Source organism: Nocardia mexicana NBRC 108244 (genome assembly GCF_001613165.1).
In the GTDB taxonomy this organism is placed as follows: Bacteria; Actinomycetota; Actinomycetes; order Mycobacteriales; family Mycobacteriaceae; genus Nocardia; species Nocardia mexicana.
The window spans coordinates 1-26,432 of record NZ_BDBV01000089.1 but is presented as its reverse complement, the minus strand read 5'-3'; the positions used below and the strand labels follow the sequence as shown (position 1 = coordinate 26,432).

Here is a 26,432-nt window from a genome sequence, read left to right as displayed (position 1 = left end):
CGCCGGGGTGGGCGCCGATCCGTTCGAGACGACGGCGCTGCGCGCGGGGGTGCTGGCCGCTTGGCGGGATTCGCCGACCCGGCTGCGCGAGGACGCGGCCACCGAGGCCGATCTGGTGCGGGCCGGGTATCGAGACCGGCTGCTGACCGAGCTGGCGCAGAACGCGGCCGATGCCGCGGCCAAGGCCGGGGTGCCCGGGCAACTGGCGGTGTGGCTGGACGGCGATTCCCTCCATATCGCCAATACCGGTGTGCCACTGGATGTCTCCGGCGTACACGCGCTGACGGCGCTGCGGGTCTCGGCGAAGCCGGGGGCGGCCTCGACCGTCGGCAGGTTCGGCGTGGGTTTCACGGCCGTGCTGACGGTGGGCGACGAGGTCGAGTTCCGGTCCACCACCGGCTCGCTGCGCTTCTCCCGGGCCGATACCTGGGAAGAGCTGCGCGGCAACGGTATCCGTATTCCGGAAGGCGACTTCGTGCCACCGGTGCTGCGCCTGGCGTGGCCGATCGCGCCCGCGCCCGCCGCGGGATTCGACAGCGAGATCGTGGTGCGCGTGAGCACCGTCGTGGACGCCGAGGCCCTGCTGGCGGCGATGCGTGCGGAGGCGGCCGACCTGCTGCTGGAACTGCCTGCGCTGCGGACGATCCGGGTCGGCGGCGACGAGATCACCAGTGCCGTGGCCGAACTCGGCGACGGCCTGCAGGAGCTGCGGATCATCGGCCCGGAGCGCGACGAGCGGGTCTGGTGGCAGTTCTCGGCCGACCGCACCCGGTGGCTGCTGCCCGTGCGCGAAGGGCGGCCGCGTCCGGCGGACCCCGACGTGCTGCGCGCGCCCACCCGCTCCGACGAGGAGCTGTCGCTCCCGGCGCTGCTGGTCGCCGACGTCCCGATGCAACCGGATCGCCGCCGCCTGCTGCCGGGCGCCCGCCTCACCGAATTGGCCGACGGCTACGCCGAATTCGCCCGCGCCCTACCGCCCCGCGATCGGCTGGTGCTGGTCCCGGCGCCCGGATTCGCGCGCAGCGCGGCCGATGCGGCGCTGCGCGAGGCCCTGATCGGCGAACTGCGCACCGCGCAGTGGCTTCCCGTCGTCGAGGGAGACTCGCAAGGCCCCACGGCCGCGCCGCAACGCGCCAGCGTATTCACCGGAGCCACAACGGAACTGGCCGAGCGGCTGACCGATTTTCTCGGGCCGCTGGTCGTTCCGGAGCTCTCGGGGCGTGCCGGAGCGGATACGCTGGCCGTCCTCGACGTGCACCGCATCGGCCTGACCCGCATCGCCGAACTGTCCATCGGACTGGAACGCGCGCCGCAGTGGTGGTATTCGCTGTACGACGCGCTGGAGCCGTTCGTCACCGATCCGCTGTCGGTCGAGGAGCTGGGTGCGCTGGCGGTGCCGCTGGCCGACGGCCGTCTCGTCACCGGTCCCCGCACCGTGGTCCTGGACGATCAACTGGAGACGCCGATCCCGGTGCACTGGGCTCGGCTGGTGCATCCGGAGGCCGCGCATCCGCTGCTGGGCCGCCTCGGCGCCCGCTCCGTCACCGCCGAGGATCTGCTCGACGATCCCGCGCTGAAGGCGGAATTGGAGCACGAGCCGGGCGGCCCGGACACCGTCGACGCGGTGCTGCGCCTGGCCGCGCAGGTCGTCTCGCCCGCCGACCCCGGCGCCGTCTCCCTGCCGTCCTGGCTCGGCCTGCTCGAATTGCCGGACGACACGGGCGAATTGCTGCCCGCCGACGAGCTGCTGCTGCCGGACGCGCCGCTCGCCGATGTGCTGGTGGCCGATTCTCCGTTCGGCACCGTCGATTCCGGCCTCGTGGAGCGGCACGGCGCCGCGGTCCTGCGCGCGCTCGGCGTCGGCTGGGGTTTCACCGTTGTCTCCGAGGACGATCCGGTCGGCCCGGATCATCACCTCGACGACGAGGAGCGGTGGTGGGAGGGCCTGCCGGAGGATCCGCCGGAGCTGGCGGCGGTGCGCGACCTGGATCTGGTGGACGAGGCCGCCTGGCCGAATGCGCTGCGGCTGTTGCTGTCCGAGCCCGGGACGCGGCGCCTGCTCGCCGACCGGGACGGCTACACCACCTGGTGGCTGCGTCGTCACGCCCGCATCGACGGGACGCCGCTCGGCCTGTTCCGCGATCCTGCCGATCCGGTATTCGCCGATCTGCTACCGGAATTGGGCGGATTCGCGCCCGCCGAACTGCACGCGCTGCGCTCCGTGCTCGCGGACCCGGACACGATCACCGCGGAACTGGCCGCCACGGTGCTGGATGCGCTCGCCGATTCCGCGAAAACCCCGTCCTCGGAGGCGATCTCCCAGACACACCGCCGGTTGGCGGCCGCCCTGGACCGCCTCGACCTGGACGCGCTGGAGCTGCCCGCGCGGGTGCGCGCGCTGTCGGGTGCGGTGATCGATCCCGCCGACGCGCTGGTGCTGGATCGTCCCTGGTACGGCCTGGCCGTTTCGCCGAACCGGCTGGTGGTCGGTGATATCGACGCCGCGCCGGCGTTGGCGACCCTGCTCGACCTGCCGCTGGTATCCGAGGCGGTCACCGCCGAGGTGCTCGGCGCGGGCCGGGCCACCACGTGGGCGGCCGAACCGCTGGGCGTGGTGCTGCGCCTGCAGTTCGGCCTGCCGCCCCTAGACGGTGAACTCGTGGTGCACGACCGCCTGCGGGTGCGGCTGTCGGGCGCCTACGAGGCCGTGGTCGAGGTCCCGTGGTGGCGGGACGGATCTACCACACACGTCCAGATTCAGCCCGCCCCGGCGTCCTGATATCCGACGGTGCTCATCGAAAATGAGTGCCCCGCAACGGTTTCAAGGAACCTGGATCGTTCGTGTGAGCCCTGTCGCGAGCGCCCGATCTACCGCGCGTAGCTGGTGACCATCTCCGCCAGCAGGTCGAGCTGCCCGCGGACCGCGGCGCTGTCGTTGTCCACCAGCCAGCGCAGCACGATGCCGTCGATGACCGAGAGCGTGAAGCGGCTCAGGGTCTGGACCGGCACGCGCCATTCGGTGCCCGTGGCGTCGCGGGCGTGTTCGAGAACGTCGGCGACGGTGGAGTCGTTGAACGTGTACTGCTCGCGCGCGATCGCGAGTTTTGCCGGGGTCTGTTCACTTTCGCGCAGTGCGTAGGTGGTGGTCTCGTAGGTCAGCAACTGTCGTTCGGGGGTAGCTTCTATGTTCAACCACAGAAGTTCGAGGCTCGCTCGCACCAAATTTTGAAGCGATTCTTTTCCACTTCCGACGTCTTGCCATACCGTTTCGTTGGTCTCGACGGAATCGCGTAATTCCATCGACAACGCCTTGACCAACTCGGTCATCAGCGCGTCCTTGTTTTCGAAACAGTAATGCACCACACCGAGCGAAACACCGGCTGCCTGAGCCACATCGCGCGTGGTTACACCCGCCACGCCCTTTTTTTCGGCTAGGCCGATAGCCGCCTCGATAAGGTGGGCTCGTCGTTCTTCGACGCTCAATCGGGAGGACACTCAACGCAGTTAAGCGGCAAGGAGCCGAACAGTCAATTCGCGCGCCGTAAAAGTCTCCCGGAGTCGTCACTCGGAGCTGGGGACCAAAGCCTCTAGAGACCCGTCTGAGCGCCTTTGTCGCCGCGCCGGGCACCCCGACGCTGGATTACGAAGATGGTGTAGCCGAGCAACCCGACGGCCAGTCCCATCAGGCAGATCGGGCGCGCGTCGGCCCACCGGTCGACGACCCACACCACTACCGTCGCGATCGCCCACAGCGCGGTTCCCACCGCGAGCACCGGCCGCGGATCGGTCAGGCGCGGCGGAATTTCCGGCACGTTCTGTGTCACGATGTCCACCATACGGCGTGAACGGACGTCTCCCGTGTGGAGCGTCCCGTATCGTTTGCCTCTGTGACAACGCCTTCCGACATACGTGCGCTGGCGGCCGAGCTCTCGCTGGCGGTGGTGCGCTTGACGCGACACCTGCGGGGCCGCCGCGTCGATGCTCAGATTTCGCTGACCCAGTTGTCGGCGCTGGCGACCCTCAATCGCGAAGGCGCGATGACGCCGGGCGCGCTGGCGGCCAAGGAGCGGGTGCAGCCGCCGTCGATGACGCGGGTGATCGCCTCGCTGTCGGAACTGCAACTGGTGGAACGAAAGCCGCACCCCACCGACGGCCGCCAGATCATCGTGTCGCTGTCGGACGCCGGTCTGGCGCTGATTCAGGACGAGAACAATGCCCGCGAGGCCTGGATGACCGAGCAGTTGTCGGGCCTGAGCCCCGAGCAGCTGAAGGTGCTGCACGACGCGGTCGGGATCATGAAACAGATTGTGGCGGAATCGGAATAGGCCGATCGCCTAGTACCGCGCGGCGAAGGCCTGATCGCTGGGGACGATATCGCGGCCGAGGGGCATCAGTGAGACGGGGATGAGCTTCAGGTTCGCCCAGCCGAACGGAATACCGATGATCGACACGAACAGCGGGATGCTGGTGAGCAGGTGGCCCAGTGCCAGCCACCACCCCGCCACGATCACCCAGATCACGTTGCCGATGAGCGAGGGCGTACCTGCGCCCGGCTTCTCCACGGTGGTCCGCCCGAACGGCCACAGCACGTATCCGGCGATCCGGAACGAGGCGATGCCGAACGGGATGGTGACGATCAGAATGCAGCAGATGATCCCCGCCAGCAGATAGCCCAGCGCCATCCAGAAGCCGGCGAACACCAGCCACAACACGTTCAGGACGAACCGGATCAGCGTCACACCCCCAGCATGCCAGCCCTCGCGACGCGTGGCCACCACCTCGCCGGGTCAGAAGAACCAGCCGAGCGTGGCGTCGCGGTCGGCGGCGAAGGCGCGGTCGAAGGCACGCAGATGCCCGGAGTCCTTGGCCTGCAGACGATTTGCCGCGGCGAAGGTGCGGGCTCGGTGAGCCCCGAGATAGAGGCTGCCGAGGACGTCGATGCCGAGCTCGATATCCGGGGTGCGCGTCGTGGGGGCGCATTCGGCGATGCCGTCGCGTACCCGCAGGGCGAAGGTGCCGCCCGCGTCGCGGAACGGATCGTGCACGCCGAGGGCGACGTCCAGGTCGTCGGAGTATCCGCGGGCCGACAGGGCGGCGGGGACGTCCATGACCCGGGCCCACAACCCGTCGTAACGGCCGGTCGTGCGAACCAGGCGCGGGTCGTTGAGCAGGTAGGGGAGCGGATCCTCGGGGCTCAGCGTGGCCTCGACGGTCTTGACGAGGTCCAAGCCCATCAGGGCCCGCCAGAGGGCGGCATGGGCCTCGGTGGTGACCGCCCGGAACTCGACCACGTCGGCCGTCGAACCGGCTTCCGAGTGCTCGTGCCGGTACAGCGCGTAGCCGTCCGGATGGACGAGCGCGTACAGCCCGTTCCCGCTGCGCCAGTGGGCGAGTTTGCGGGTCCAGGCGGCCTCGGGCTGGATCTGAGCACCCGGCGTGAGCCGCCGCCAGCGGTCGTAGATCTGCGGCAGCAGGGAGACGACGTCGTCCGCCGCCATCAACTCCACGCCGCCGGGATCCGGTGCGGTGGGCAGGAATTCGGCGAAGCGGCGATCGATCGTCACCCGGTGCTCGACCACCGCGGGCCCGTATCCGAACCGGCCGTAGATGGTCCCCTGGCTGGCGGTGAAGATGGTCAGCGGCAGCCCGGCGGCCTCGGTCCGCCGGTGCAATTCCGTGTACATCGCGCGCAATATGCCCCGCCGCCTGTGCGTCGGCGCGACGGCTACGGCGGCGACCCCGCTCACCTCGACGGTGCGCTCGCCCGGCACCGTCAGCGTCATCGTCGTGTCCTGGGTGTTCCCGACGATCCGTCCTCCATCGACGGCCACGATCCGGCGTTCCATCGGAAACAGCCGCAGACCCTGCTCGACGTACACATCCGCCACCTCCGGCGGCAGCGGCCCGCCGAACGCGTTGCCCAGCAGGGTCCCGGTAGCCGGGAGATCGGCCTCGGTCGCGGTCCTCAGCGTGATGTCGGATGCGGTCGCCATGGTTCGACGATCGCACGGGTTACCGCCGGGCGCACTCGAATTTCCCCGACGGTGCGGAGCACGAAACGGCCCGACTCCGTTGTCGTACGGGCGCCGTTGCCCGCACCGGCCGATCCGTGCCTCCGAACCTCGCCCCCCGCGAAACCTGGGGCCCGGTCCGCACCGGTGGGCACGGTGCGGACCGGGTGTCGCGAGGACTTCGCCCTCGCAGAAGTAACTGTGCGGCTTATGCCTTCACATCGGCTTAAGAACATCTTGCCGACCGGTGGCGTGGATTGCCGCCGGTGCTATTCGTCGTCATCCCGAGTGGTTGCCGCGGCCTGGCGACGGCGCTTGCGGGCCGAGGTGGTGCGCTCGATGCGCGGATCCTCCGACACCGCATAGCGTTTCACGTATTCGCTGAAGAAGGCCTGCACGGTCGCCGTGGCCGGAATGGCCAGCAGCGCACCCACCGCGCCGAGCAGCGCCCCGCCCGCCAGCACCGCCAGCAGCGCGATGGCGGCGTGCACGTCGACCGTGCGCTGGGTGATCCGCGGTTGCAGCAGATAGTCCTGGAACCACTGGTAGACGATCGTGAACACGACGATCCACAGCGCGTCGATCGGGCGAATGGTGAGGGCCACCAGGATCGGCAGGATGCCCGCGAGGTAGGTGCCCACGGTCGGCACAAACGAGGCGATCACGCCGAACCAGATGCCCAGCGCCACCGCGTTCGGCAGCCCGAGAATCGCCAGGAAGGCGCCGTGCGCGACCGCGGAGATCACCGCGAGCAGCGCGCGGGAGTACAGGTAGCCGCCGGTCTTCTCGATCGCCAGATCCCACGCGTGCAGCACGGTGTCCTGCCGGGCGGGCGGCAGCAGCGAGCACATCGTGCGCCGCAGCTTCGGCCCGTCCGCTGTCAGGTAGATGCTGAACAGCGCGATGGTGAGGAACTGGGCGAGACCGCCCAGAATGGTGCTGGACACGCCCCACACATTGTTCGCCGCCCGCTCGGCGTAGCCGTTGATGATGTCGGAGTCGCGCAGCAGCCGGTCGGTCAGGTCGTGCAGCGTGAACTTCTGGTGGAACGTGCTGTTGACCCAGTCCACGAGCTCGTTGATCAGCCGCGGCGCCTCGTTCGCGAGATTGCCCACGGTCTCCACCAGCAGCGTGACCAGCGCGGCGATAAATCCCACGACACAGGCGAATACCAGGACGAACACCAGCCCGGTGGCCAGCCCGCGATTCATCCCTCGCCCGACCAGACTCCCCACCGCCGGTTCCATCGCCAGCGATACGAAGAACGCCACCAGCATGATGATCAAGATCCCGAGCAGGCGATGGAACGCCCAGTTCGCCAGCTGAAACAGGCCGAGGAAAACGAACGCCAGCACCATGGCGCGGGGGAGCCAGGAGGGCATGCGGCGGCGGATGCCCGAGCCGCCGGTATCCCCGGGCTCGGCGGACGCAGGCGGTTGCGCGGCCATTTCCACAGTCTGGTGGACGCCCAGGCAATTTCCTGGTTACGACGCGACGTCAGCCCCTGGCGAACTCCGCGCCGCGGACGTGGACGGCCGTCGGCTGGCCGATCTGCTCGGCGGCCGAGGTCTGCGGGCTCATTTCGTGCCGAGCCTCCGGCGCCGCCAGCTCGGCCCGCGCGGATGCTCGCAGAAACTCCGTGGCGACGGCGCTCAATGCGGGTGTGGCATGGCGAACCGCAGTTGCCAAGCGGACGCTGCGATACAGCAGTCCGGGGTCACGATCGGCCGTATCCCATTCCGCCGCATCGTCTTCGATGCGGTGCCGCCACAGCAGCGCGGTGCGATGCTCGGAGATCCATCCCGCGAGCCGATCCCAGCCCAGTAGTGTGTCGTGGATCAACGCGGCGTGTTTGTAGTCGACGGTGATCAGCCGCGCCTGCACCAGCCGGTCGACCAGGGCTTGACCGGAGCTCGTTTGCCCCGCTATACGCCGCAGCTCCGTTCCGGGCAGCCGCCGCCGCATGACGCTGCCGTCGCGGTGCACGGTGACCAGAGCGAGCAGGATCTGGCGCGCATCGGACCGCTGATCCTGTGTCAGATCGGTCCAGGCGCGCTCGGCGATTGTTCGGACCGTGCGCTCGGGACCGCCGATGCGGCGATAGTGCGTGATGTCCATCCGGTCCTCGGTATGACACGACCACATCGACAACATCGTGGCATGCAACACCGACAGGACTCCGGCATCGGCGTTCTGTCTCTCGATTCCGTAGCGCGGTGTTTCGAGCGCGGTGAGCAGCAGCTCGACCACCGCCGCATCCACGGTCACGCCGTGTGTGCGCGGCGGTCCCACGATCGCCGACGTCAGTTCCTGACGGGTCATCGGATTCAGAGTGAAGCTGTTGTGCTGTATAGCGTGGGCGAGCCAGGGGTATTGCGCGCAGTCGGGTAGGTGGTCCGAGCGCACCGAGATGACGACGGAACCGCTGGTACTCAATTGTTTGAGTGATAGCAGAAACGCCTCGCGCGCTGCAGGTTCCGTCCCTTCGCCGAACAACTCCTCGAACTGGTCGATGACCAGTAGCGGCCGTTTGTCCGCGCGCGCCGCGGTGGCGCCGAGGCCCTCGGGCGAAGCGAAAGTCCCTGTGCCGGACAGAAGTTGGGCAAGCTTTCGCGCCGGATCGACGCCGGGAGTGAGTGTTGCGATCATCCATCGCTCGCTTTCCGCCGCGAGTACCGGCAGCACGCCCGCGCGCAGCAGTGACGACTTGCCGATTCTCGAGGCCCCCGTCAGCACGATGACGTCAGCCGACCGGTGCGGACTGGCCGACGCCCGGACCAGTTCCAACAGCGCGGTGACGGCCCGGTGCCGCCCGCAGAAGATTTCACCGTGTTCTTCGGAGTAGACGCCGTCCTGCGGATACAACGGCAAGACGGCGGCGGAACGGGTGAGCGGAGCGTTGCGAGCCGTCAGCCACAGCGACCGCCAGGCGCGCAGATCGGTCGGCTCGCCCGCGGTTCCGGTCCGCCGCCGCGCCCGCGCGGTCAGCACCTGCAGCACCGGAAGCAGAGATTCGAATTTCGCCGGAACGTTGCGCCCGCTCATCCAGTCGCTGATGCGCTGCGCCGAAGCCAATGCCGACCGCCCCTGTGCACCGCCGTCGTCGGCCCGCTGCTGCACCAGCATGGCGACATTTCGTAGCGACGGTGCCCCGGCCGCCCGATGCAGGGCGGACAGTCTTCGTGCGAACTCCTGACGCGCGGATCTGCCATAGTTCGCGTGCTGGACGCTGATAGTTGGCGGCTTCATGTGCTCCCCCGAACGGCTTCGCGGGACCGGTCGTCTTCGTCGACCGGTCGGTTGACCTCTTCGACACGATTAGACGAAGCTGAGGTGGTATCAGTTCCCTTGTCGAGCACTATTTTTCGAGTGGAATGCGCGGATCTCCAGCCGCACGTAGCAGGTGGTGTCCGGACCGTACGCCCGCCCGACTCGGGCGGGCGGGCCTTCAGGTGGCGTTCGACGATCTGCTCGGACCGCGGACTTTGTCCGGACCGTACGCCCGATCCATGACGGGCTATCAGGTCGATTGCCGTCATGTAGCGAAAACCGCTGTTGCTGCGAATATTTCGGCTCACCTACCGTGCCGTCCGAAGCTTCGAACGGGTGCACCGACACCGTTCGGACCGAATCGATGAACGTGGGGGAGCCCAAATGCGAGTAGGTTTTCTGGTGTCCGCAGCCGCTGTGTCGGCTGCGATGGCGGTCGCCGCGCCACAGGCGTGCGCCGACGTGCTGCAACTGGCACCGCATGAACAAAGCGTCACCATGCCCGACGGCTGGGAGCTCACCGTCGGCCATCAACAGGAGTCGGGCAATCGTGTGGCGCCGCTCAACGTGATCGGAAGTACGCGAGAGGTTTTCGTCACCAACCAGTCCTACGGGGGTGTCGGGGGTTCCGGATCCGCCTTGAAGGGCGTTGTGCTCAAGGCCGGATATCACCTGGGCTGTGCGGTGGACATCACGAGCGTGACGCTGGGCGTCCAGTTCAGTGCCGGGTTCCAGCCCGGAATCACGATTTCACCGACGACACCCATGGGTGTGACGGCCCTGCCGTCCCCGAGCGCCACGGTGGCCATCGGCCCCTCGGCGGCAGTGACGCCGACGTTCTCGGTAACCCTCACACCCGGTCAGGTGGTCGACCTTCCGATGGGCGAGAAGCCGCTCGAGGGTCCGAAGGCGTACATCACCAACCGCGACGCGCACGTGAAGATGGACGGCTGCATAGGTCCGGCCGCTATCCGCTCGTACACGATCGTCGCGGCGCAGTCGTCGGCCGCCGACGACTCGGTGGCCGTCTACGGCGATCCGATCGCGCTCTGACGCGCCGGGAGGGCAGGATGCGTACCAGGCTGGCGTCGGCGACCATCCTGGTCGCGTCGATTCTGCTGGCAGTGCAGTCTCCGTTCGCCGTCGCCGACACCGTGGCACCCGCGCCGCGCGAGCAAACGGTCAAGGCCAAGGACGGCCGCACACTCGTCGTCGGGCAGCGAACGGAAACGGTCGACCGCCTCGTGGTCGGTCCGTCGCTGATGCGCGAGGCGCGTGTCGGCAACGAGGCCTATGCCATGGTCTCCGGAAAAGGCAAGTCCAGCCTTCGGGAGGCCACACTGACCATCGGTTATCACGTCGGATGCGCGGTGGCGTTCGGAAAGATCGTGGCTGATTTGAGCGGAGTGTTCTCAGCGCTCGGGATGAAATCCGGCACGAATCTACCGAAATCCAGTATCACGATCGTCCCCAAGTCGGACGGGCCTCCACAGGTCACTTCTACGAAGCTGTATCCGGGCATCGTCATCACGCCGAAGGTCGAGATGACGCTGCAGATGGGGTCGGTCGCCGAGGTTCCGCTGGCGACGGGTCCGGTTCGGAATTCGCGTGGCCTACTCGGGATCCGAGAGGCCGATGTCAAAATCGATGGTTGTCTCGGGCCGGCGGCGATCCGCTCGTATGCCAAGCTGACGACGAAGTCGGCACTGGCGGACGAAACAGTCGTGGTATACGGGGATCCGGTGAATATCTAGCCGACGCGGGGTCGCGGCGTCGGTATGCCGCGGCCCCGCGTCGATTCTTTGGTCAATTTACGGCATATCTTTCGGCGAACGTTACCACGATGGTGGGCGTTGCACAGGCCGATGTCGCCGTCGTGGACAAGCATGCGGGAGTCGATTTCTCGCCCTGCTCGTTCATGGACATATTTATTTCCTCAGGGCTTGCATAACTCTCGTAATGCGAAACCAGTTCGATAACCGCGATGTCGTTGCTCATCTATTGTCTCCTCGTGTTCGAGCTTTATTAGTAGCGAAAATGTTGCGATAATCGGTTTGTAAACTCTCCTCTCGCCGTGGGTTGGTCGCGGTCCTATGCGCCGATTCTGGACCGTTCTACCGGTCGGCCCAGCCATCGGCGGAGATTTTCTTCCAGGCCCTCGGTACTTCCGTCGACCGATGACCATGCAACATATCCGTCGGGCCGCATGAGAAAGAGTTCCGGGAGGCTGCCGTTGTCGGTCGTCAAGGTCTCCACCGCGTGTGCTCTTCCGGCCCATGGTTCGCAGATGCCGAGGATTTCGGGACCGATGCGTCGACCTACCAGTAGACCGCCGCCGTCATGGCAGTGATCGGATAATTGTGTTCCGTCGTTCAGGGTGATTTCGGGGGCCGGTCCTCCGGCCGATTGCGCGTCGCCCGGCATGTCGTAGGTGTGCAGCAAACCGGAAAGTTTCTTTGCCAGGAGCGTTGCACCTTCGCGGCCGCTCAAGAATTCCGCCATCACTCGGCGGAGTTCCGCCGTGCGTGGGTCCGGGCGCATCAGCGCGACTTGGGCGCGACTCCAATGCAGTACCCAGGCGCCCGCCGGGTGGCGTTCCGTCGTATAGGTGTCGAGCAGTTCGACGGGCGCGGAGCCGTCGGCTACCAGGGCCAGCTTCCACCCCAGATTGACCGCATCGCCGATGCCGAGATTCAGTCCTTGCCCGCCGAACGGTGAGTGCACGTGCGCGGCATCGCCGGCCAGAAGCACTCGGCCCTTGCGGTAGGTGGTTGCCTGGCGGGTCCGATCGGTGAAGCGCGTCGCCGATTCGATGCCGTCGATCACCACGGCTGTTCCGGAGACCCTGCGAATGCTGGCCTCGAGTTCCGCCGTGGTGAGGGGTTTGTTCCGATCGTTTCGAACGTGGCCGAATTCGACCGTCACCAGGCGGCCGGGGACCGGTCCGTAACCATAGACGCCGCTGTCGGTGTAGTTCCAGCCGGGACGGAGACCATTCGCCCGACTCATCGATACGAGTGCCTGGCGGCCGAGAATTTCGGGATCCATTCCGAGAAAATCGAAACGGGCAAGTTTTCGTACCGTGCTGCGCCCACCGTCACAGCCGACCAGCCACCGTGTTCGTACCGATCCGGTGTCGAGGCGAACGTCGACGCTGTCGCCCTGCTGTTCGAAGTCCACCAATTCGGTGCCGCGACGTATCGGCACATCCAGCTCGGCCGTCCAGGCGGCCAGCAATTCTTCGAGTTGCTGCTGCGTGATCATCATGTAGTTCGCGCCCGGCGCCGTATTGCAGAAATCCGGATCGCCGAAATCGACGAGGGAACCCGGAACTCCGATTCCGGCGAAATGCCCCGCGATCAGTGGACGATCCGTATCGGGGATCGGCATGCCTTGTTCCGCGAAGAACATATGGGCCAGCGCCATATTTCTTCGCTCGTGGTCCGCCAGTCCGCGAGCCAGCCCACGTTGTTTCAGTGCCCTGATCGTTGCGGCGTTTATCGATGTCGTCTTCGTCGCCGGGTCGACATCGCGTCGGCGTTCCACAACGAGGACATCCGCGCCTGCCAGCCGTAATTCACCGGCGAGCATCAGGCCTACCGGGCCCGCACCGATGACAACCACGTCGTACAGCACGATTCCAATGTGGTCCAGGCCGGATATTCTCGGCAACGGCCGGCGGGGAATTTACGGCAGGTTGCGCAGATAGCGCCGAAGACCTCGATGTCCGGCCCGGACAACCGCCCATCGGTGATGACCTGCACCGGCCTCTCGCGAATGCGGACGGATGACCCCCGGTGGCGCCCCGCGTGAATAGGCTCTGCTCATATTCTCCGGAAGATCGAGGGGGAGGGCTTGATGGCCTTGCGGCAATTGGACCGGCAGCCGGGTTACGCACCGGTCGACATGAACCGCGTTCCGCGGCTCGGGCAGTTGCTCGAGCGGATCGGGACGGGTCCGTTCGAACCCGACTCGGTCACGGCGCCGGTCGGCAGGAACGATGCCTGGGCGGGCAAGACGATCAGCGGGACGAAAGTCTTCGTCAAGCAACTCGTGGGGCCGGAACGTGATGTGCAGCAGCGAATGACGCGGATCCTCTCCTTCGAGGAGTTCTCGATGCGGAAGGGAGAGGCGGTGACGCCGAGCCCGCGATTGCTCGGCACGGACGCCGACGCCGGACTCATCGCGTTCGAACTGATCGACGATTCGCGAAGCGGATCGGACCTGATGCGGGACGAGGAGTTCACCGTGGCGCTCGCGACCGAGGTCGGTCGCCTGATCGGGCTCCTGCATGCCGCTGAGGTGCCCGCCGACCTCGCGATCGACCGATCGGCGCCGAAGCTGCCTCCTGTGGACCTCCTGCAGGGCATCCCGCTCGAAATGTTCGACAAGGCAAGCGCGGGCGTCCTGGAAACGTGGCGCATCCTGCAGCACGATGCCGAGCTGATCGATGGCGTGCGCAGACTGCGCGGTTGGGAGGCCGATGCCCCCGCCGTCGCGGCGCACTGCGACTTCCGGTTGGACCAGCTGCTGATTACCGACGACGGCGCCCTGTATCTCACCGATTGGGAGGAGTTCCGGATCACCGACGCCGCCCGTGACGTCGGCGCGTTCGCGGGGGAGTGGCTGTACCGTTCGGTGCTCGACATCGTCACCACCCGTGGCGATGCAGGGTTCGCCGAGTTCGAGCTGACGCACGAACTGGTGCTGCAGCGCGGTGCCGAGAAGATGACTCGGCTGCTGCCGCTCATCGAGGCGTTCTGGACGGCCTATCGGCGCGTTCGCCCGGTACTCGACGATCAGTTCACCGTTCGCGCAACGGCTTTCGCCGGATGGCACCTGCTGGACCGCTTGCTGGCCGGTGCCGAGGATGCTGCGCGACTGTCCGGCATCTCGCGAGCGGCCGCCGGGGTCGGCCGGGGAGCCCTGCTCGCCCCCGACAAATTCGCCGCGGCGATCGGATTCTCGTTCGAGGAAGTGCAATGACGGATGTAGTGATGCGGGACCGCCACTTCGGCGAGTTGCTCGAGGAGGCGCTGACGGTCATCGAGATCGACGCGGATGGGGCCCGGGCACGGGTCGCCGAACATGAGATCGAGGAGACGGATCCGCGCCTCATGCGCGCTCGCCTGTCCGAGGCGATCTACAGCGAGTTCCACGCAGGCCGCCCGCACGATCCGGACCAGCAACTGCCGCGCCGGATCCGGGACGGGGAGTTCGAGCAGGCGCTGGCACAAGGTTGTCCTCATCGATTTGTTCCGGGGCAAGTGAAGGTGCTGTCCGAAGCGAAGGAACAGTCCGAGGCCCCGAGCCGGATCCTCGTCGAACTCGACGGTGTTCGCGTATGGGTGCCCGCCGACCGGCTCGACGCAGAATCCTGTCGACCGGGTCAGATCGTTGCTATGCGAGTGTCGGCCGTGCGGGCGGCCGTGTCCCCCGGTTTCTTTCTGGTGCAGGGCGCCGGACAGAGCGCCGGGCCGGACCTGCTTCGCGTCTATCTCCACATTACGGATCCGGTTGCCGCCGCCGGGATTTGGGAGCGGGTGCTGAGGCTACTCGAGCACCACGGGGCAGGCTATCGCGCCAAGGTGTTGTCGACGCCTCAGCTCTATCCGCGTCGAGATGCGCTGGTGGTGTACCTGGACCCCGAATTCGAGTGGTTGGTGGAGGAATTGGCGGACGTCGTCGCGGGGAGTCCGGGAACGGGTTCGGAAACCTCGGTATTCGCGGAACGTATCGCCCCGGGGGTCGCCATCGCCTGGGAGCCGCGCGACCCTCGGCCGGAGATGAAGGGGCTCAGCTTCGGCCAGCATCGGTCCGGGGCGCTGGCCGGTGCGCTGCTCGACGCGGCCCGCGGCAAGGGTGCCCTCGACGAACTCATCGCATCCGAGTTCCATAAGGCGGGAATAGATTTCGGCCGCCCTGCCCGCAATCGCTCCGATGTCGACACAGCGGGGCAGCCGCGGTCATGACGATGAAGTACTCGATTCTGATGCCGTTCGCCACACCGCGCGCCGAACAGATCCTTCCCTACGCGGCCCTGACCCAGTGGAGCCGAGCACACCGGTTGTGGCAGGGGCAGGCGTTGACCGCGGACCCTTACCAGGCCTTTTCGTTCATGGCAGCCGGTGGATTCCGCATGCCCGTCGGGGTGGGCGTGACGCTGATGCCGTTCCGCCACCCGCTGGAAGCGGCATTGCAGGCGCGGTCGGCCGCGGTGACCATGGGGCATCCGATCGTGGCGGGATTCGGCCCGGGCGGCGTCAACCTCCAGCGGTCGATGCTCGGCACCCCGTACCGCAGTCAGCTGACCGCGGTCCGCGAGTACCTCACCATCGTCCGCTCCCTGCTGGACGGTGAGACCGTGCGTTTCGGCGGTGAATACTTCTCCTGCTTCGCAGCGCTACCCGAATTCCCAGCGCCCCCGGTAGAAGTCGGGGCCGGCGTGTTGCGGCCCGCGATGGCGAGACTGGCCGGGGCGGTTGCGGATGTGGCGATTACATGGCTGACGCCCGCGGCGTACCTTCGCGAGGTCGTCGTTCCCGAGATGCAGGCCGGGGCCGACGAATCCGGTCGGCCGCGACCGAGATTGGTGGCGATGGTGCCGCTGGCACTGTCCGGTCCCCATCGCGATGGTGTCGAGATGGCACTGGCCAGTAACACAGCGCATCTGAGCCTGCCGCATTACCGGGATATGCTGGGCCGCTCCGGAATCACCGTCGACCGCAAGGACCTGCGATCCGGTGGCCGGGCGATCGTCGACGGCGGCGCATTCCTGTACGGGACAGCCAAGGAACTCGCTGCCATGCTGGCCGATTTCGGGGATGCCGGGGTCGACGAACTTGTTCTGAACGTCACCGGGGTCGCGGCACGTTTCGGTACGCAGACGGCCCTGGAGGATCTGGACACCATACTGTCCGAGGTTTCGTCGTGAACGGGGAGTCAGGGCCCGATACCGTTGCCCTGGGCGACAGGAGGCTGGTCCTGGTCATCACCGGGTCGGTGTATGCCGACAATATGCCGTTCTGGCTGAGCTGGCTGCAGGACAACCACCCGGATCTGCAGCTGCGAGTTGTAATTACTCGCAGTGCACAGCGATTCGTTACCCGGCAGGCGTTGCAACTGCGAACCCGCGGTGAGGTTTCGGTCGACGAGTGGCCGGAGGACTCGGCCTCGGCTCGGCATGTGGAGCTGTCGCAGTGGGCCGAGGCGATTGCCGTGTACCCGGCCACGTTTCACTTCATCGCTCGCCTGGCAACCGGGTTCGGTGACAGTCCTGCGCTGCTGGCCGCACAGTGTTTTTCGGGGCCGATCGCCATCGCGCCGGCGCTGCCGCCCGGAGGCTTCCAGTCCCCAGCGTTTCGTTCACACTGGCGGGCGCTGGGCGACCGGCGGAACGTGGTGCTGCTGCCACCGCACGAGGGCCGCAGCGCGGAAACCGGCAAGCCGGGCGCGTGGGTGCCGCCGCTATTGCCCGAGGCCCTGAACGAGATCGAACGACGTCGGGCCGAACTGTCGGCCGGTCCGGTGCTGTGACCGAATCGCCCATCGCCGAGTACGGGACCGATCTGCTGCGTACCTCGATCGGCGCCCATGGTTCCGGCTTCCTGTGGCGCCGTCGGCCGGGGCCGCTCGCTCCGTCGCCGTTCGTGACGGGCGATTACCCGTTCACCCATGTCGCCCATGTCGATGACGTCCGGCTGGTGCCGGGCCGCGACGACGGCCCCGCACGCGTATACGAGGTCCGAGGCCAGCGATCGGTGGCCAGAGTGCTGCTGCGGGAGGGCCCGCGGGCTGATCTGACGGTCCCGCTGCGCGGCATGGGGGCGCTTCTCCGCGCGCTCCACGAACAGCGTGCGCCCGCACTGGCGGAGCCCAGAGGTATTGTGCGCCTGCGTGACTGGCTGAGCGGCTGTGCCGGAACCCAACGGGCGTCCGATGCGTATCGGTTCGCACTCGACGGCTTGGGATCCGCGCGCACGGCAGTACTGGCCGACCTGTGTGTACGAATCAGTTCCGATGATCATCCGGTGCTGTCGCACGGCGCCCCGAGCTTGGGTTCGCTCGCTGTGGGCGATGATCCCCGGGCGGCCGATCTCCTCGTCGGGGAGGATCTCTGCGCTGCCCCCTGGTACTTCGACGTCGGATGGGTTGTCGGAGAGCTCGTCGAGCTCCAATGCGTCAGGGGGGTCGACGCCTCCGGTTGGGAAGCCCTGATCCAGGCATTCCTCGACGGGTACGGCCGCGACCTCGGAAGCGAGTGGAGTCTGCTGGCGTCCATGCGCATCATGCTCCACCTGCACGACTACACCGCGTACGTGGCCTGGCGCCCCGAGGAGTTCACCAGGTACCTGCACCTGCTCGCTTTCCTGATCGACTCCTGTCCGGGCAGCTGACCCGGCTCCGGCGGCATCCGGCGAACACGGGGGCGTTGGGGGTTGTGTTTTGACAACATCGGGATTATTCTATTGATTGCCGGAAGACAGGAGGGGAGATTTCATGAAGGTCAGCACGGGGACTGTTGTTGCGATTGTCGCAGCGGTGATTGCCCTGGTGATCGTATTTCTAGGAGGGGAGGTTACGGTTGCGGCCGCAGTGGCTGTTGCCGGCGGGCTGATAGGCGCTGTCGTCGGTAAGAATTTCAATCGTGACCAGAACGATCGCGGTATCCGATAGTCATCTCTCGAGTGACTTGAATCCATTCTATACATAGTAGGAGAGTTCGATGAGTGCTGTCTTGATTGCGGTAGTCGGATTGCTGTTGGCCTTCGCGATATACCTCGGTGTGCAGAATGCCAAGAAGAGCTGACGATACGGCTGTCGAGGCCCGGGATGTCGGTCGTCGATATGCGGGTGGATACGAGGCCGTGCGCGGCGTCAGTATCTCCGTCGGGCCGGGAGAAATATTCGCACTATTGGGAACCAATGGTGCAGGTAAGACGTCGACCCTCGAGGTACTCGAGGGTTTGGCGAAGCCGTCCTTCGGGTCTGTCCGAATACTCGGAATGGATCCTTGGGCCGAGCGGCGTGAGCTGCGGCCCTACATCGGAATCATGCTGCAGGAGGGCGGGTTCTCACCTGATCTGACCGTGGCGGAAACGATCTCCATGTGGGCGAAGACGCTGTCCGGGCCGTTACCCGCCGCCACCGTCATCGAGATGGTGGGAATCGAGCACCGGAAGGATACGCCGGTCAGGCAGCTGTCGGGCGGCGAGCGCCGCCGGCTCGATCTTGCTCTCACCGTGCTCAACAGGCCAGACGTGATATTCCTGGACGAGCCGACCACGGGGCTCGATCCGGAAAGCCGTCGCAACACCTGGGAGCTGATTCGACGTCTTCGTGATGAAGGCGCCACGGTGCTGCTGACTACGCACTATCTCGACGAGGCCGAGCAGCTGGCGAAACGGCTGGCCATCATGCACGGCGGCGTGATCGTGCGCGAGGGGGCGGTCGAAGATGTGATTGCGTCGTACCCTGCTCGAATCAGGTTCCGCGAGCCCGGAGTCGTGATTCCCGCCCGGCTCACCGGGCAGTGTTCGAGCGAGAACGGGGACGTCGTCGTCGAGACGGACGCATTGCAGGAGACCCTGACCGACCTGCTGATCTGGGCGCGGGAGAACTCCATCTCGCTGTCATCCCTGGAGGCGACACCGGCATCGTTGGAGTCGATCTTCCTGTCCCTCGCCGAATCATCGACCGATAGACCCGCCGAGGTGATGTCGTGACCGTCAGTCCGAAGCCGATCGAGAGGACGCCGCGCCGCGGCCTCCGCCGGATAGCGGCGCTGGGTGGCGCGGAGTTCGTCCTGTTGCGTCGCAACAAGCTGCTGATATTCAACGCTGTCGTCTTCCCGATGCTACCGATCCTGCTACTGGCGCCTATGAAAATCAATGGCAAATTGGACGGTGAGACGCTGTCGCTGTTCATGGCCATCTCGATGGCGCTGACAATGATTTTCGTGATCTATTACAATATGCTGGCCGCCTATGTGTCGCGGCGGGAAGATCTGGTGCTGAAACGGCTGCGGACCGGTGAATGTTCGGATTCGGAGATCCTGCTGTCGATAGCGGCACCGGGATTCGTCATAGCCACCGCGATCGCGGTGGTATCGGCCGGGCTCGGATTTCTGTTGCTGGGTCGGAGTCCCGCCAACATTCTGCTGCTGCTCGCGGTCGTGCCGAGTTCGGTGGTTCTGTTCGTTGCGCTGGCGCTGGTGACTTCCTTGTTCACTCGCACCGCGGAGGCCGCGCAGATAACCAGTCTTCCGGTAGTCCTCGTCTGCATGTTCGGTGCCGGGTTCCAGACTTCCGGATTCCCGGAGGGTATTCGGGTGCTGCTGCCCTACACCCCGCTCGCACCGGCCGTCGAGTTGACACGGTTGGGATGGGAAGGCCGCACCCGTTCCGGCGAGATCGTCTCGTTCGCGGGAACATTCGGCCATGCCTGGCAACCCGCCCTCGTGATCCTCGCCTGGACCGCGTTGTGCTGGTTCCTGGCCACCAGCTATCTTCGGTGGGAGCCAAGATCGTAGTTCGGGTGGCGACGCCGGTCGGTCGGGATGTGAGGAGGCTGCTACCCAGTGCCTGTTGCGAGGCCGAGACGCCGTCCGATGTACAACCTCCTGCGTGAGATCCGTACCGCACAGGGTGTTTCCCGCGCCGAGCTGGCCGAAGCGGTCGAAGTCAATGTTCAGACGATCGGTGCCCTCGAACGCGGACAGTATTCACCCAGTCTGTATCTCGCGCTGATGATATGTGAAGCGCTGGATACTCAGCTGGATCAGGTTTTCGGTCTGGCGGATTGATGAGTTCTGAACCAGCGCGGAGGGGCGGATGATAGAAGACAATGACGGCGGCCTGTATCGGGGCAGGCCGCACTGGCTGAGTATTCTTCTGGCCGCGAGCGGAGTGCTTCTCTGCGTGACGGCGGCGTTCGAGGAGAACCCCCTGTCGTCGGTCGTCTGGTGGGTATTCCTACTGGCCGTCTCCGGGCTGTGGGTGATTGCCAGAAAACGTACGCGAGCGATAGCCGACTCCACCGAGAAGGTGCTCGATGAGCGCGACCTCATGTTGCGCAACCGATCTGCATGGTGGGGGCAATTCGTAGCTCTGACGCTCGGGTCGGGATTTGCGGTCGTGCTGGTAATCGGAGGCAACCTCGACCGGACGAATGCCGAGGAGCTGCTGTCGCGGTCCGGCGGTCTGTTGCTGAGTCTGATGGTACTGGCTGCCTTGGCACCTACTGTCTATGTATCGTCGATCATAACCGGAGATGACGAAGAGGACGGCTCCGAATAGCACGGTAGATATCCGGACCGGACGTCCGTGAATGCGCGAATTCCTGCAATTTCGCCGGTCTCGATGTCGACGGCGGTTGCTCACCGTACTTCCATTGCAGAAGATCGTTTCTGCCACGACATAGTGGCCCTGACCCATCGGGTCGGGTTCGATCCAGAGTAAGGAAGTCTGATGACCACTCGCGACCTGATCGCAAACTACCGGTCCTACACCAACGCCTCGGAGCTCAGCCAGTCGGCTATGTCGGACGGCGCCACCCGGACGTCGCCTGCATGCATTTCCGCGGGGTCGGCCATCTCCGCCGTGTCGGTGGACAACACCTTCGATCACAGCTGCTGATCGGAACCTACGGCTGAGTAATAGCCGGAAACCGAGCGGCCGCTGCGGCGATTTTCGTGAATTTCGACGAATTTCTGCCGCAGCGGCGGCATCGGGTGCGGCTGTCAACGGTTATCGACAATGTTCACGAATCTCGCCGATATGGCGAACAAGCGCGGGCTGACCTCTCGGCACGCGCAGGCGGTGGGGCGGGCTGTCGCGAGACTGCACTCGGAATCGGCCGCCGGAGAGCCTAATGATCAGGGCGTGCCGCGATGTGTCCCGGTCGACCTCGTGCTCGGGCTCGACGCCGAGCGCTGGGCATCGGCCAGTCGGGCCGAGTTGGAGGTGTGGTCCCTGCTACACGGAGACCGGCCGTTATGCCGCAGTCTGCTGGAATTTGCGGCCGGAGAACGGCAGCTCGAGCCGGTGCCGCTGCATGGAGACCTGCGGCTGGAGAATATCCACCTGACCGGCGAGGGAGACGTCGTCACAGAACTTCACAGTTCCGGATCGGGGGATCCCGCCCGCGATCTGGGACGTTTTCTAGGGGATATCGTCTATTGGGCGCTGCTATCGATAATCAAAGATGTCGACGGCACCTTTTCCATGGACGTCGATTTCGACGATAGAGATATTATCGAACGAGGATTCCTGCAGCTTCAGGACCGGTCGGAGGTCATGGTCGAGTTCTGGTCCTCCTACATCGATAATCTGACGTTGCCGGCGGCACGGCTGGACTTGCACGGCTGGACGAACGGTGTCGCTGTGCGGACAGTTTCCTGGGCGGGTTGGCACATGTTCGAGCGCATGTTGGCCGAAAATACGTATCGCAATCGATTGTTGAGTATATACCGCTGCATCGCAGGGATATCCCGTGGTTTGTTGCTGTCGCCTCGAGACTACCGTGACACGCTGGGGCTGGTGCAATTATGACGAACAACAGCGCTCCGCTGCCGTGGGTGCTGTCGGAGCGGTTGGCCTCGGTCGACTATCGGCCCGGTGCCGCCTCGGTCGGCGTCGATGGAATCGAGCTGTCGGCCCGCACCGAGCGTGAGTTGCGACAGATACTGGCCAACCATATCTACCGGCATTGGCATACCGGAATCGGCGACCGTCGGCGGGGTGGCACGCCGGGCAGGAATCCGGAATACGAGAAGAGGCTGATCGCGTCGATCCCGCATGCGACGACTTCTCTTGTTTCCCCCGTCGTCGAAACAGATTTCGGCGGGTTCGGGTCGGACGGGATACTGGTGGCGATCGACGGCGTCAGGGTGCGCATAGGATCCCGTTCGGTCGTCTGGTCGGACGAAGATCAGGGTTTGGCTCGAGTGAAAGTTCCGGCTGTTCGTCCGGTGCTGTCCCCGGGGTATTTACTGATCTATGGGTCCGACGGGGGCCTGCAGGGCGCTACCCCCGGCTCACGAATCTACTTTTCGATCGCGAGCTTTGATGATGCCGTGGCGGTGTGGCGGGCCGTAGTAGCCGTGCTGGAGAGTTCGGCGCTCCCGTACCGGGCCAAGGTAGCGTCGGCGGACCGTCTGTATCCCCGTACGGACGCCTTGGTCGTCTACCTGGGCTCAGCTCCTGTATTCGGTTCCGGCGACCCTGCGGTTGCGTTGCGGCAGCGGCTGATCGAGCAGAGCGCCAACCTGCCGTTGTGGGAACGTACCTCTGTGTTCGGCAAACGCCTTGCCGCCGGAGTGGCCACGGCTTCGCAGGCGAGGGATCGGCGACCGTACATATCCCGAATGAGTTTCGGCGAGCACCGCGCTTTCGCTGTGGCAACAGGTGTGCTCGACGGGCGCAGTTCGTCCCCGATCGACCATCGGGTGCAAGCCGCCATGGCCGAGGCAAATATCAATCCCGGCGTTCCGGCCGAGAATATCGAGGACTACCAGGAAGGCTCGGCGTGATGAACGATTCCGAATCTGGGTTCGACGCGGCAAGTTATGGACGTGGCATTGCGGATCTCTATGACATGCTCTATCCCCCGACGCCGGATTGCGACAGGGTGGCATCGGCCCTGGCCGCAACTCACCCGGGCGGTACGGTGCTGGAATTGGGGATCGGGACCGGTCGAATGGGCCTCGCGTTGGCGAGACAAGGCCTGAAGGTTCACGGCCTGGAGATATCCGAGGACATGATTCGCCAACTACTGAAGAATCAGGAGTCGGCCGACATCGTCGTGCACCAGGGGGATATGAGTTCATTCGATCTCGGAATCGAATTCGATGCGATCACCTGTTTCAGCGACGGCTTGTTCGCCCTGCCGAGTCAGGCGCAGCAGACCGCCGCAATGCGATGCAGCGCGGCGCACTTGAATCCCGATGGACGGCTGTATATCGAGACGACGTGGCCGGGGGTCATCCCGCATCGGGAGAACGGTGAGCCGATCGGGGCGCGCAATTCGGATGACAGTCATTTCATGGTGACGACAAGTTATCGAAGACACCTGTCGCAGGAATGTGTGTATGCTCATTCGATCATCGGACCGCAGGGCATTCGGGTAGTGAACGAATTCTTTCGCTTCGCCTGGCCTTCGGAACTTGATCTGATGGCCCTGAACAGCGGGCTGAAGCTGATTCATCGCTGGTCGGATTGGGGCGGCGGACCGGTACCGCCGGAGCCCGGCCGGCTGGTCAGCGTATTCGCACTGGACCAGACCTCCGCACGGTGAAGGTTTCCCTCATCGTCCCCGGCTCGGTCTCGGACCTGGGAATTCTCGGCAGATTCGGCGACCTGGTCGCCGCGGGCGTGGCCCACCGGCTGTGGCTCGGGCAAATGACCCATATAGAGCCGCATCAGGTCTTCGGTTATCTGGCAGGCTCGGGTCTCGCTTTCCGGGCGGGAACGGCGGTCACGCTCGCCTCTCTGCGCCATCCTTACGAAGCGGCGATGGAGGCACGCTCCGCCGCAACCCTGATCGGCGCGGCCTACGTGGCGGGTTTCGGCAGCGGCTCCAGGCGATTCGTGAGGTCGGTGCGGGGCGGGTCGTTTGCAAGCCCACTGACGGCGATGCGCGAATATCTGACCGTGGTCCGAGCGCTTCTCGACGGCGATCGGCTCGCATTCCAGGGGCGCTATGTCACGATGCATGGCGCGCTGACGGCGTCGGCGGATCCGCAACCCGAGGTGGAGGTGGGGGCCGGGGTGCTGCGGGAGGGGATGGCGTCGGTCGCGGGGCAGGTGGCGGACACCGCCATCACCTGGCTCTCGCCGCCGACCTACCTCCGGGAGCGGATTCTTCCGGCCTTGGAGGCCGGTGCTTATCGTGCCGGACGGGTGGCACCCAGGGTGGTCTCGGTCGTGCACGCCGGGGTAGCCCGGCGCGGGAGGGATCCGGTGCACCAGGCGGTCACGGCGGCCGGGGCGCATCTGAGGCAGACGCACTATCTCGAGATGCTGCAGGCCGCCGGTCTTCATGCGCAGGGGTCGGACGTGCCGGGGCTGGCCGCGGAACTTGTTGCCGAAGGGGTGTACTGCTACGGATCGCCCGCGGATATCGCCGAAAGCCTCGACCGCTGGCAACACGCGGGGGTGGACGAGATCGTGATCAATGTCGCGGGTACGTACTTTACCGAAGGCCCGGAAGCCGCACTGGATGATCTTGGCGAGATTCTCTCGTATATCTCGGCGGCAAATTAATACGCGATCGGAGCTGTGCGCAGCGGCCACCACGGCCGCTGCGCACAGCGCGTCGTGCGCCTAGATCGTGTAGGAGGTGATCGAGGCGATCGTGGTCTGGGTATGCATGCAGTCCGGCTGGTCCGAATATGTGATACGGCCTTCGTGTGCCGCTGTGTCGATTCGCATATCCGCGACACCGGCGTAGGCGGAATAGTTCGCGATGAGCTCGGCGGTAATGGTATCCGTGGTCAAGGTATTTCCTTTCGGTGGGCTTTCTCGCGCACGATATGCAGGCTCGCTGAAATGAATCAACGACTCTGCCTCCGAATTGTGTCGATTCGGCAGGTAGGCGACAGAGCGGGATCGTCCTGACCGGACAAGTCGGCCCGCACTCGCTGCCATGCGGCCAACATAACCCTGTCGAATGTCCGGGTCGGACGCTGTTCGCGATTCGCTGACCAGTACTCGATACCTGACGCACTGGCGTGCGGGTTGTCCGGTTCGACGTCGGTGTCCATGATTACCGCTGTCGCTATCTATCACCTGTCAGGAGAACGGACGATGCAGACACCGGTATCGGAAAGGCGTAGTGCCGCCTTCGTGGACCTGTTCGTCGGATACAGCAGTTATCTGGAAGTCGGTGGGCTCAGCAGGAATACCGCATTCGAGGTGTTCGATGACTTGCCGACCAACCTGACTACCATCTGCAGTGTCGGGTACAGCTGCACGATGTCGGGCGGCGCGGAGACCTTCCCGCCCGTGTAAGGCACCTGCTCGGTCGCGCCCTGGAGAAGACAGAATCCGAATAACGCACGAAAAACCCGCCCCCGGAAATCCGGAAGCGGGTTTCGTGTCGTTCAGGGCCTCAGCGGCCGTCGATGTCGCTGTAGTTGCGCTCGCCGTAGCCCGTGTAGATCTGGCGCGGGCGGCCGATCTTCAGGGGCTCGCGGTGCAGTTCGCGCCAGTGCGCGATCCAGCCGGGGAGGCGGCCCATCGCGAACAGGACGGTGAACATGCGGGTGGGGAAGCCCATGGCGCGGTAGATGACGCCGGTGTAGAAGTCGACGTTCGGGTAGAGGCGGCGCTCGACGAAGTAGTCGTCGGTGAGCGCGGCCTCCTCGAGGGCCTTGGCGATGTCGAGCAGCGGGTCCTGCACGCCGAGCTTGCCGAGGATCTGGTCGGCGGTCTTCTTGACGATGGTGGCGCGCGGGTCGTAGTTGCGGTAGACGCGGTGTCCGAAGCCCATCAGCTTCACCCCGTCTTCCTTGTTCTTGACCTTGCGGATGAACTCCTTGACGTCGCCGCCCTGCTCCTTGATGCCGTCGAGCATCTCCAGCACAGCCTGGTTGGCGCCGCCGTGCAGCGGACCCCACAGCGCGTTGATGCCGCCGGACACCGAGGTGAACAGGTTGGCGTCCGAGGAGCCGACCAGGCGCACGGTCGAGGTGGAGCAGTTCTGCTCGTGGTCGGCGTGCAGGATCAGCAGCATGTCCAGGGCCGCGGCGACCTCGGAGTCGACCTCGTAGGGCTCGGCCGGGAAGCCGAAGGTCATCCGCAGGAAGTTCTCCACCAGCGACAGCGAGTTGTCGGGGTAGAGGAACGGCTGGCCCACCGACTTCTTGTACGAGTACGCCGCGATGGTCGGCAGCTTGGCCAGCAGGCGGATGGTGGACAGCTCGACCTGTTCGGGATCGCGGGGATCCAGCGAATCCTGGTAGTAGGCCGACAGCGCGTTCACCGCCGACGACAGCACCGGCATCGGGTGCGCGTTGCGCGGGAAGCCGTCGAAGAAGCGCTTGAGATCCTCGTGCAGCAGGGTGTGCCGCCGGATCCGGTCGGTGAAGTCGTCGAGCTGGGCCTGCGTCGGCAGCTCGCCGTAGATGAGCAGGTAGCTGACCTCGATGAA

General features: G+C 65.5%; 30 protein-coding genes. 20 read left to right on the top strand and 10 right to left on the bottom strand.

Annotated elements, in window-relative coordinates:
• Positions 1–7: 7 nt before the first annotated feature.
• Positions 8–2,779: a sacsin N-terminal ATP-binding-like domain-containing protein gene (locus tag NM1_RS31920; protein WP_068028546.1), complete on the top strand. Its 2,772-nt coding sequence runs from the start codon at positions 8–10 to the stop codon at positions 2,777–2,779.
• Positions 2,780–2,868: 89 nt separating this feature from the next.
• Here the strand turns inward: NM1_RS31920 and NM1_RS31915 are convergent, their stop codons facing one another.
• Together NM1_RS31915 and NM1_RS31910 are read right to left on the bottom strand one after the other, a co-directional pair.
• Positions 2,869–3,483: a TetR/AcrR family transcriptional regulator gene (locus tag NM1_RS31915; protein ID WP_246011720.1), complete on the bottom strand. Its 615-nt coding sequence runs from the start codon at positions 3,481–3,483 to the stop codon at positions 2,869–2,871.
• Positions 3,484–3,587: 104 nt separating this feature from the next.
• Entirely contained in the window at positions 3,588–3,836 is a 249-nt protein-coding gene (locus NM1_RS31910) for a DUF2530 domain-containing protein (RefSeq protein ID WP_068028540.1), read from the bottom strand.
• A 51-nt stretch (positions 3,837–3,887) separates the two neighbouring features.
• Here NM1_RS31910 and NM1_RS31905 point away from each other — a divergent pair, with 51 nt between their 5' ends.
• Complete coding sequence (locus tag NM1_RS31905) at positions 3,888–4,325, top strand: MarR family winged helix-turn-helix transcriptional regulator (protein ID WP_068028538.1); 438 nt, start codon at positions 3,888–3,890, stop codon at positions 4,323–4,325.
• 9 nt (positions 4,326–4,334) lie between these two features.
• On the opposite strand, the gene NM1_RS31900 is transcribed toward NM1_RS31905, so the two are convergent.
• The 4 genes from NM1_RS31900 to NM1_RS31885 all read right to left on the bottom strand — a co-directional run bounded on the left by NM1_RS31900 (position 4,335) and on the right by NM1_RS31885 (position 9,260).
• Positions 4,335–4,730, bottom strand: a complete 396-nt coding sequence (locus NM1_RS31900) for a YccF domain-containing protein (RefSeq protein WP_211339574.1) — start codon at positions 4,728–4,730, stop codon at positions 4,335–4,337.
• Between the two features lie 57 nt (positions 4,731–4,787).
• Positions 4,788–5,993 (bottom strand): GNAT family N-acetyltransferase, encoded by a 1,206-nt coding sequence (locus NM1_RS31895; protein ID WP_068028535.1) that lies wholly within the window; start codon positions 5,991–5,993, stop codon positions 4,788–4,790.
• Between the two features lie 287 nt (positions 5,994–6,280).
• Complete coding sequence (locus tag NM1_RS31890) at positions 6,281–7,459, bottom strand: AI-2E family transporter (protein WP_084520242.1); 1,179 nt, start codon at positions 7,457–7,459, stop codon at positions 6,281–6,283.
• A 49-nt stretch (positions 7,460–7,508) separates the two neighbouring features.
• Positions 7,509–9,260 (bottom strand): nSTAND1 domain-containing NTPase, encoded by a 1,752-nt coding sequence (locus tag NM1_RS31885; protein ID WP_147289152.1) that lies wholly within the window; start codon positions 9,258–9,260, stop codon positions 7,509–7,511.
• Between the two features lie 423 nt (positions 9,261–9,683).
• On the opposite strand from NM1_RS31885, the gene NM1_RS31880 reads away from it, so the two are divergent.
• Positions 9,684–10,334 carry an MspA family porin gene (locus NM1_RS31880; RefSeq protein ID WP_169814355.1) on the top strand — a complete coding sequence of 217 codons (651 nt, stop codon included), beginning with the start codon at positions 9,684–9,686 and terminating at the stop codon, positions 10,332–10,334.
• 71 nt (positions 10,335–10,405) lie between these two features.
• Positions 10,406–11,035: an MspA family porin gene (locus tag NM1_RS31875; RefSeq protein ID WP_169814354.1), complete on the top strand. Its 630-nt coding sequence runs from the start codon at positions 10,406–10,408 to the stop codon at positions 11,033–11,035.
• 52 nt (positions 11,036–11,087) lie between these two features.
• Here NM1_RS31875 and NM1_RS42685 read toward each other — a convergent pair whose 3' ends face one another.
• The gene (locus NM1_RS42685; protein ID WP_147289151.1) at positions 11,088–11,279 is read right to left on the bottom strand and encodes a hypothetical protein; all 192 of its coding nucleotides are present in this window, start codon (positions 11,277–11,279) and stop codon (positions 11,088–11,090) included.
• A 93-nt stretch (positions 11,280–11,372) separates the two neighbouring features.
• On the bottom strand, positions 11,373–12,917 hold the full coding sequence (locus NM1_RS31870) for an FAD-dependent oxidoreductase (RefSeq protein WP_114699860.1): 1,545 nt from the start codon (positions 12,915–12,917) through the stop codon (positions 11,373–11,375).
• Positions 12,918–13,139: 222 nt separating this feature from the next.
• Between NM1_RS31870 and lxmK the strand changes: the two genes are divergently transcribed.
• The 15 genes from lxmK to NM1_RS31805 all read left to right on the top strand — a co-directional run bounded on the left by lxmK (position 13,140) and on the right by NM1_RS31805 (position 24,544).
• Positions 13,140–14,267: a class V lanthionine synthetase subunit LxmK gene (gene lxmK, locus NM1_RS31865; protein ID WP_068028525.1), complete on the top strand. Its 1,128-nt coding sequence runs from the start codon at positions 13,140–13,142 to the stop codon at positions 14,265–14,267.
• Positions 14,264–15,253, top strand: a complete 990-nt coding sequence (locus NM1_RS31860; RefSeq protein ID WP_084520237.1) for a T3SS effector HopA1 family protein — start codon at positions 14,264–14,266, stop codon at positions 15,251–15,253. Before lxmK ends, NM1_RS31860 begins: the two co-directional genes overlap by 4 nt.
• A gap of 2 nt (positions 15,254–15,255) precedes the next feature.
• A complete protein-coding gene (locus tag NM1_RS31855; RefSeq protein ID WP_211339567.1) occupies positions 15,256–16,215 on the top strand; it encodes an LLM class flavin-dependent oxidoreductase in 960 nt (319 codons plus the stop codon).
• Positions 16,212–16,817, top strand: a complete 606-nt coding sequence (locus tag NM1_RS31850; protein ID WP_068028521.1) for a flavoprotein — start codon at positions 16,212–16,214, stop codon at positions 16,815–16,817. The genes NM1_RS31855 and NM1_RS31850 overlap by 4 nt, the downstream gene beginning before the upstream one ends.
• The gene (locus NM1_RS31845; RefSeq protein WP_068028518.1) at positions 16,814–17,677 is read left to right on the top strand and encodes a hypothetical protein; all 864 of its coding nucleotides are present in this window, start codon (positions 16,814–16,816) and stop codon (positions 17,675–17,677) included. The genes NM1_RS31850 and NM1_RS31845 overlap by 4 nt, the downstream gene beginning before the upstream one ends.
• A gap of 103 nt (positions 17,678–17,780) precedes the next feature.
• Entirely contained in the window at positions 17,781–17,957 is a 177-nt protein-coding gene (locus NM1_RS42680) for a hypothetical protein (protein ID WP_157124043.1), read from the top strand.
• Between the two features lie 116 nt (positions 17,958–18,073).
• Positions 18,074–19,006: an ABC transporter ATP-binding protein gene (locus NM1_RS31840; RefSeq protein ID WP_068028516.1), complete on the top strand. Its 933-nt coding sequence runs from the start codon at positions 18,074–18,076 to the stop codon at positions 19,004–19,006.
• Entirely contained in the window at positions 19,003–19,812 is an 810-nt protein-coding gene (locus NM1_RS31835; protein WP_084520236.1) for an ABC transporter permease, read from the top strand. Before NM1_RS31840 ends, NM1_RS31835 begins: the two co-directional genes overlap by 4 nt.
• 78 nt (positions 19,813–19,890) lie before the next feature.
• The gene (locus tag NM1_RS31830; protein WP_068028512.1) at positions 19,891–20,085 is read left to right on the top strand and encodes a helix-turn-helix transcriptional regulator; all 195 of its coding nucleotides are present in this window, start codon (positions 19,891–19,893) and stop codon (positions 20,083–20,085) included.
• Between the two features lie 28 nt (positions 20,086–20,113).
• Positions 20,114–20,578, top strand: a complete 465-nt coding sequence (locus NM1_RS31825; protein ID WP_068028509.1) for a hypothetical protein — start codon at positions 20,114–20,116, stop codon at positions 20,576–20,578.
• A gap of 171 nt (positions 20,579–20,749) precedes the next feature.
• Positions 20,750–20,917: a hypothetical protein gene (locus NM1_RS43175; protein WP_169814353.1), complete on the top strand. Its 168-nt coding sequence runs from the start codon at positions 20,750–20,752 to the stop codon at positions 20,915–20,917.
• 120 nt (positions 20,918–21,037) lie between these two features.
• Positions 21,038–21,832 carry a phosphotransferase gene (locus tag NM1_RS31820; protein WP_068028507.1) on the top strand — a complete coding sequence of 265 codons (795 nt, stop codon included), beginning with the start codon at positions 21,038–21,040 and terminating at the stop codon, positions 21,830–21,832.
• Entirely contained in the window at positions 21,829–22,812 is a 984-nt protein-coding gene (locus NM1_RS31815) for a T3SS effector HopA1 family protein (protein ID WP_068028504.1), read from the top strand. The genes NM1_RS31820 and NM1_RS31815 overlap by 4 nt, the downstream gene beginning before the upstream one ends.
• Positions 22,812–23,576, top strand: coding sequence for a class I SAM-dependent methyltransferase (locus NM1_RS31810; RefSeq protein WP_068028501.1), 765 nt, complete (start codon positions 22,812–22,814; stop codon positions 23,574–23,576). The genes NM1_RS31815 and NM1_RS31810 overlap by 1 nt, the downstream gene beginning before the upstream one ends.
• A complete protein-coding gene (locus NM1_RS31805; protein ID WP_211339565.1) occupies positions 23,573–24,544 on the top strand; it encodes an LLM class flavin-dependent oxidoreductase in 972 nt (323 codons plus the stop codon). Before NM1_RS31810 ends, NM1_RS31805 begins: the two co-directional genes overlap by 4 nt.
• Positions 24,545–24,604: 60 nt before the next feature.
• On the opposite strand, the gene NM1_RS42675 is transcribed toward NM1_RS31805, so the two are convergent.
• Positions 24,605–24,778, bottom strand: a complete 174-nt coding sequence (locus tag NM1_RS42675) for a hypothetical protein (RefSeq protein ID WP_157124041.1) — start codon at positions 24,776–24,778, stop codon at positions 24,605–24,607.
• Between the two features lie 309 nt (positions 24,779–25,087).
• Between NM1_RS42675 and NM1_RS42670 the strand changes: the two genes are divergently transcribed.
• The gene (locus tag NM1_RS42670) at positions 25,088–25,291 is read left to right on the top strand and encodes a hypothetical protein (protein ID WP_147289150.1); all 204 of its coding nucleotides are present in this window, start codon (positions 25,088–25,090) and stop codon (positions 25,289–25,291) included.
• A 100-nt stretch (positions 25,292–25,391) separates the two neighbouring features.
• On the opposite strand, the gene NM1_RS31800 is transcribed toward NM1_RS42670, so the two are convergent.
• Positions 25,392–26,432: citrate synthase (locus NM1_RS31800; protein ID WP_068028498.1), on the bottom strand; the 1,041-nt coding region annotated here is incomplete at its 5' end.

Excerpts from the sequence above, each read along its gene's own strand:
- lxmK (WP_068028525.1), top strand. The coding sequence starts at position 13,140 with ATGGCCTTGCGGCAATTGGACCGGCAGCCGGGTTACGCACCGGTCGAC.
- NM1_RS31810 (WP_068028501.1), top strand. The coding sequence starts at position 22,812 with ATGAACGATTCCGAATCTGGGTTCGACGCGGCAAGTTATGGACGTGGC.
- NM1_RS31830 (WP_068028512.1), top strand. The coding sequence starts at position 19,891 with ATGTACAACCTCCTGCGTGAGATCCGTACCGCACAGGGTGTTTCCCGC.
- NM1_RS31910 (WP_068028540.1), bottom strand. The coding sequence starts at position 3,836 with ATGGTGGACATCGTGACACAGAACGTGCCGGAAATTCCGCCGCGCCTG.
- NM1_RS31820 (WP_068028507.1), top strand. The coding sequence starts at position 21,038 with ATGTTCACGAATCTCGCCGATATGGCGAACAAGCGCGGGCTGACCTCT.
- NM1_RS31885 (WP_147289152.1), bottom strand. The coding sequence starts at position 9,260 with ATGAAGCCGCCAACTATCAGCGTCCAGCACGCGAACTATGGCAGATCC.
- NM1_RS42685 (WP_147289151.1), bottom strand. The coding sequence starts at position 11,279 with ATGAGCAACGACATCGCGGTTATCGAACTGGTTTCGCATTACGAGAGT.
- NM1_RS31825 (WP_068028509.1), top strand. The coding sequence starts at position 20,114 with ATGATAGAAGACAATGACGGCGGCCTGTATCGGGGCAGGCCGCACTGG.
- NM1_RS42670 (WP_147289150.1), top strand. The coding sequence starts at position 25,088 with ATGCAGACACCGGTATCGGAAAGGCGTAGTGCCGCCTTCGTGGACCTG.
- NM1_RS43175 (WP_169814353.1), top strand. The coding sequence starts at position 20,750 with ATGACCACTCGCGACCTGATCGCAAACTACCGGTCCTACACCAACGCC.
- NM1_RS31895 (WP_068028535.1), bottom strand. The coding sequence starts at position 5,993 with ATGGCGACCGCATCCGACATCACGCTGAGGACCGCGACCGAGGCCGAT.
- NM1_RS31855 (WP_211339567.1), top strand. The coding sequence starts at position 15,256 with ATGAAGTACTCGATTCTGATGCCGTTCGCCACACCGCGCGCCGAACAG.
- NM1_RS31860 (WP_084520237.1), top strand. The coding sequence starts at position 14,264 with ATGACGGATGTAGTGATGCGGGACCGCCACTTCGGCGAGTTGCTCGAG.
- NM1_RS31815 (WP_068028504.1), top strand. The coding sequence starts at position 21,829 with ATGACGAACAACAGCGCTCCGCTGCCGTGGGTGCTGTCGGAGCGGTTG.
- NM1_RS31890 (WP_084520242.1), bottom strand. The coding sequence starts at position 7,459 with ATGGCCGCGCAACCGCCTGCGTCCGCCGAGCCCGGGGATACCGGCGGC.
- NM1_RS31840 (WP_068028516.1), top strand. The coding sequence starts at position 18,074 with ATGCCAAGAAGAGCTGACGATACGGCTGTCGAGGCCCGGGATGTCGGT.
- NM1_RS42680 (WP_157124043.1), top strand. The coding sequence starts at position 17,781 with ATGAAGGTCAGCACGGGGACTGTTGTTGCGATTGTCGCAGCGGTGATT.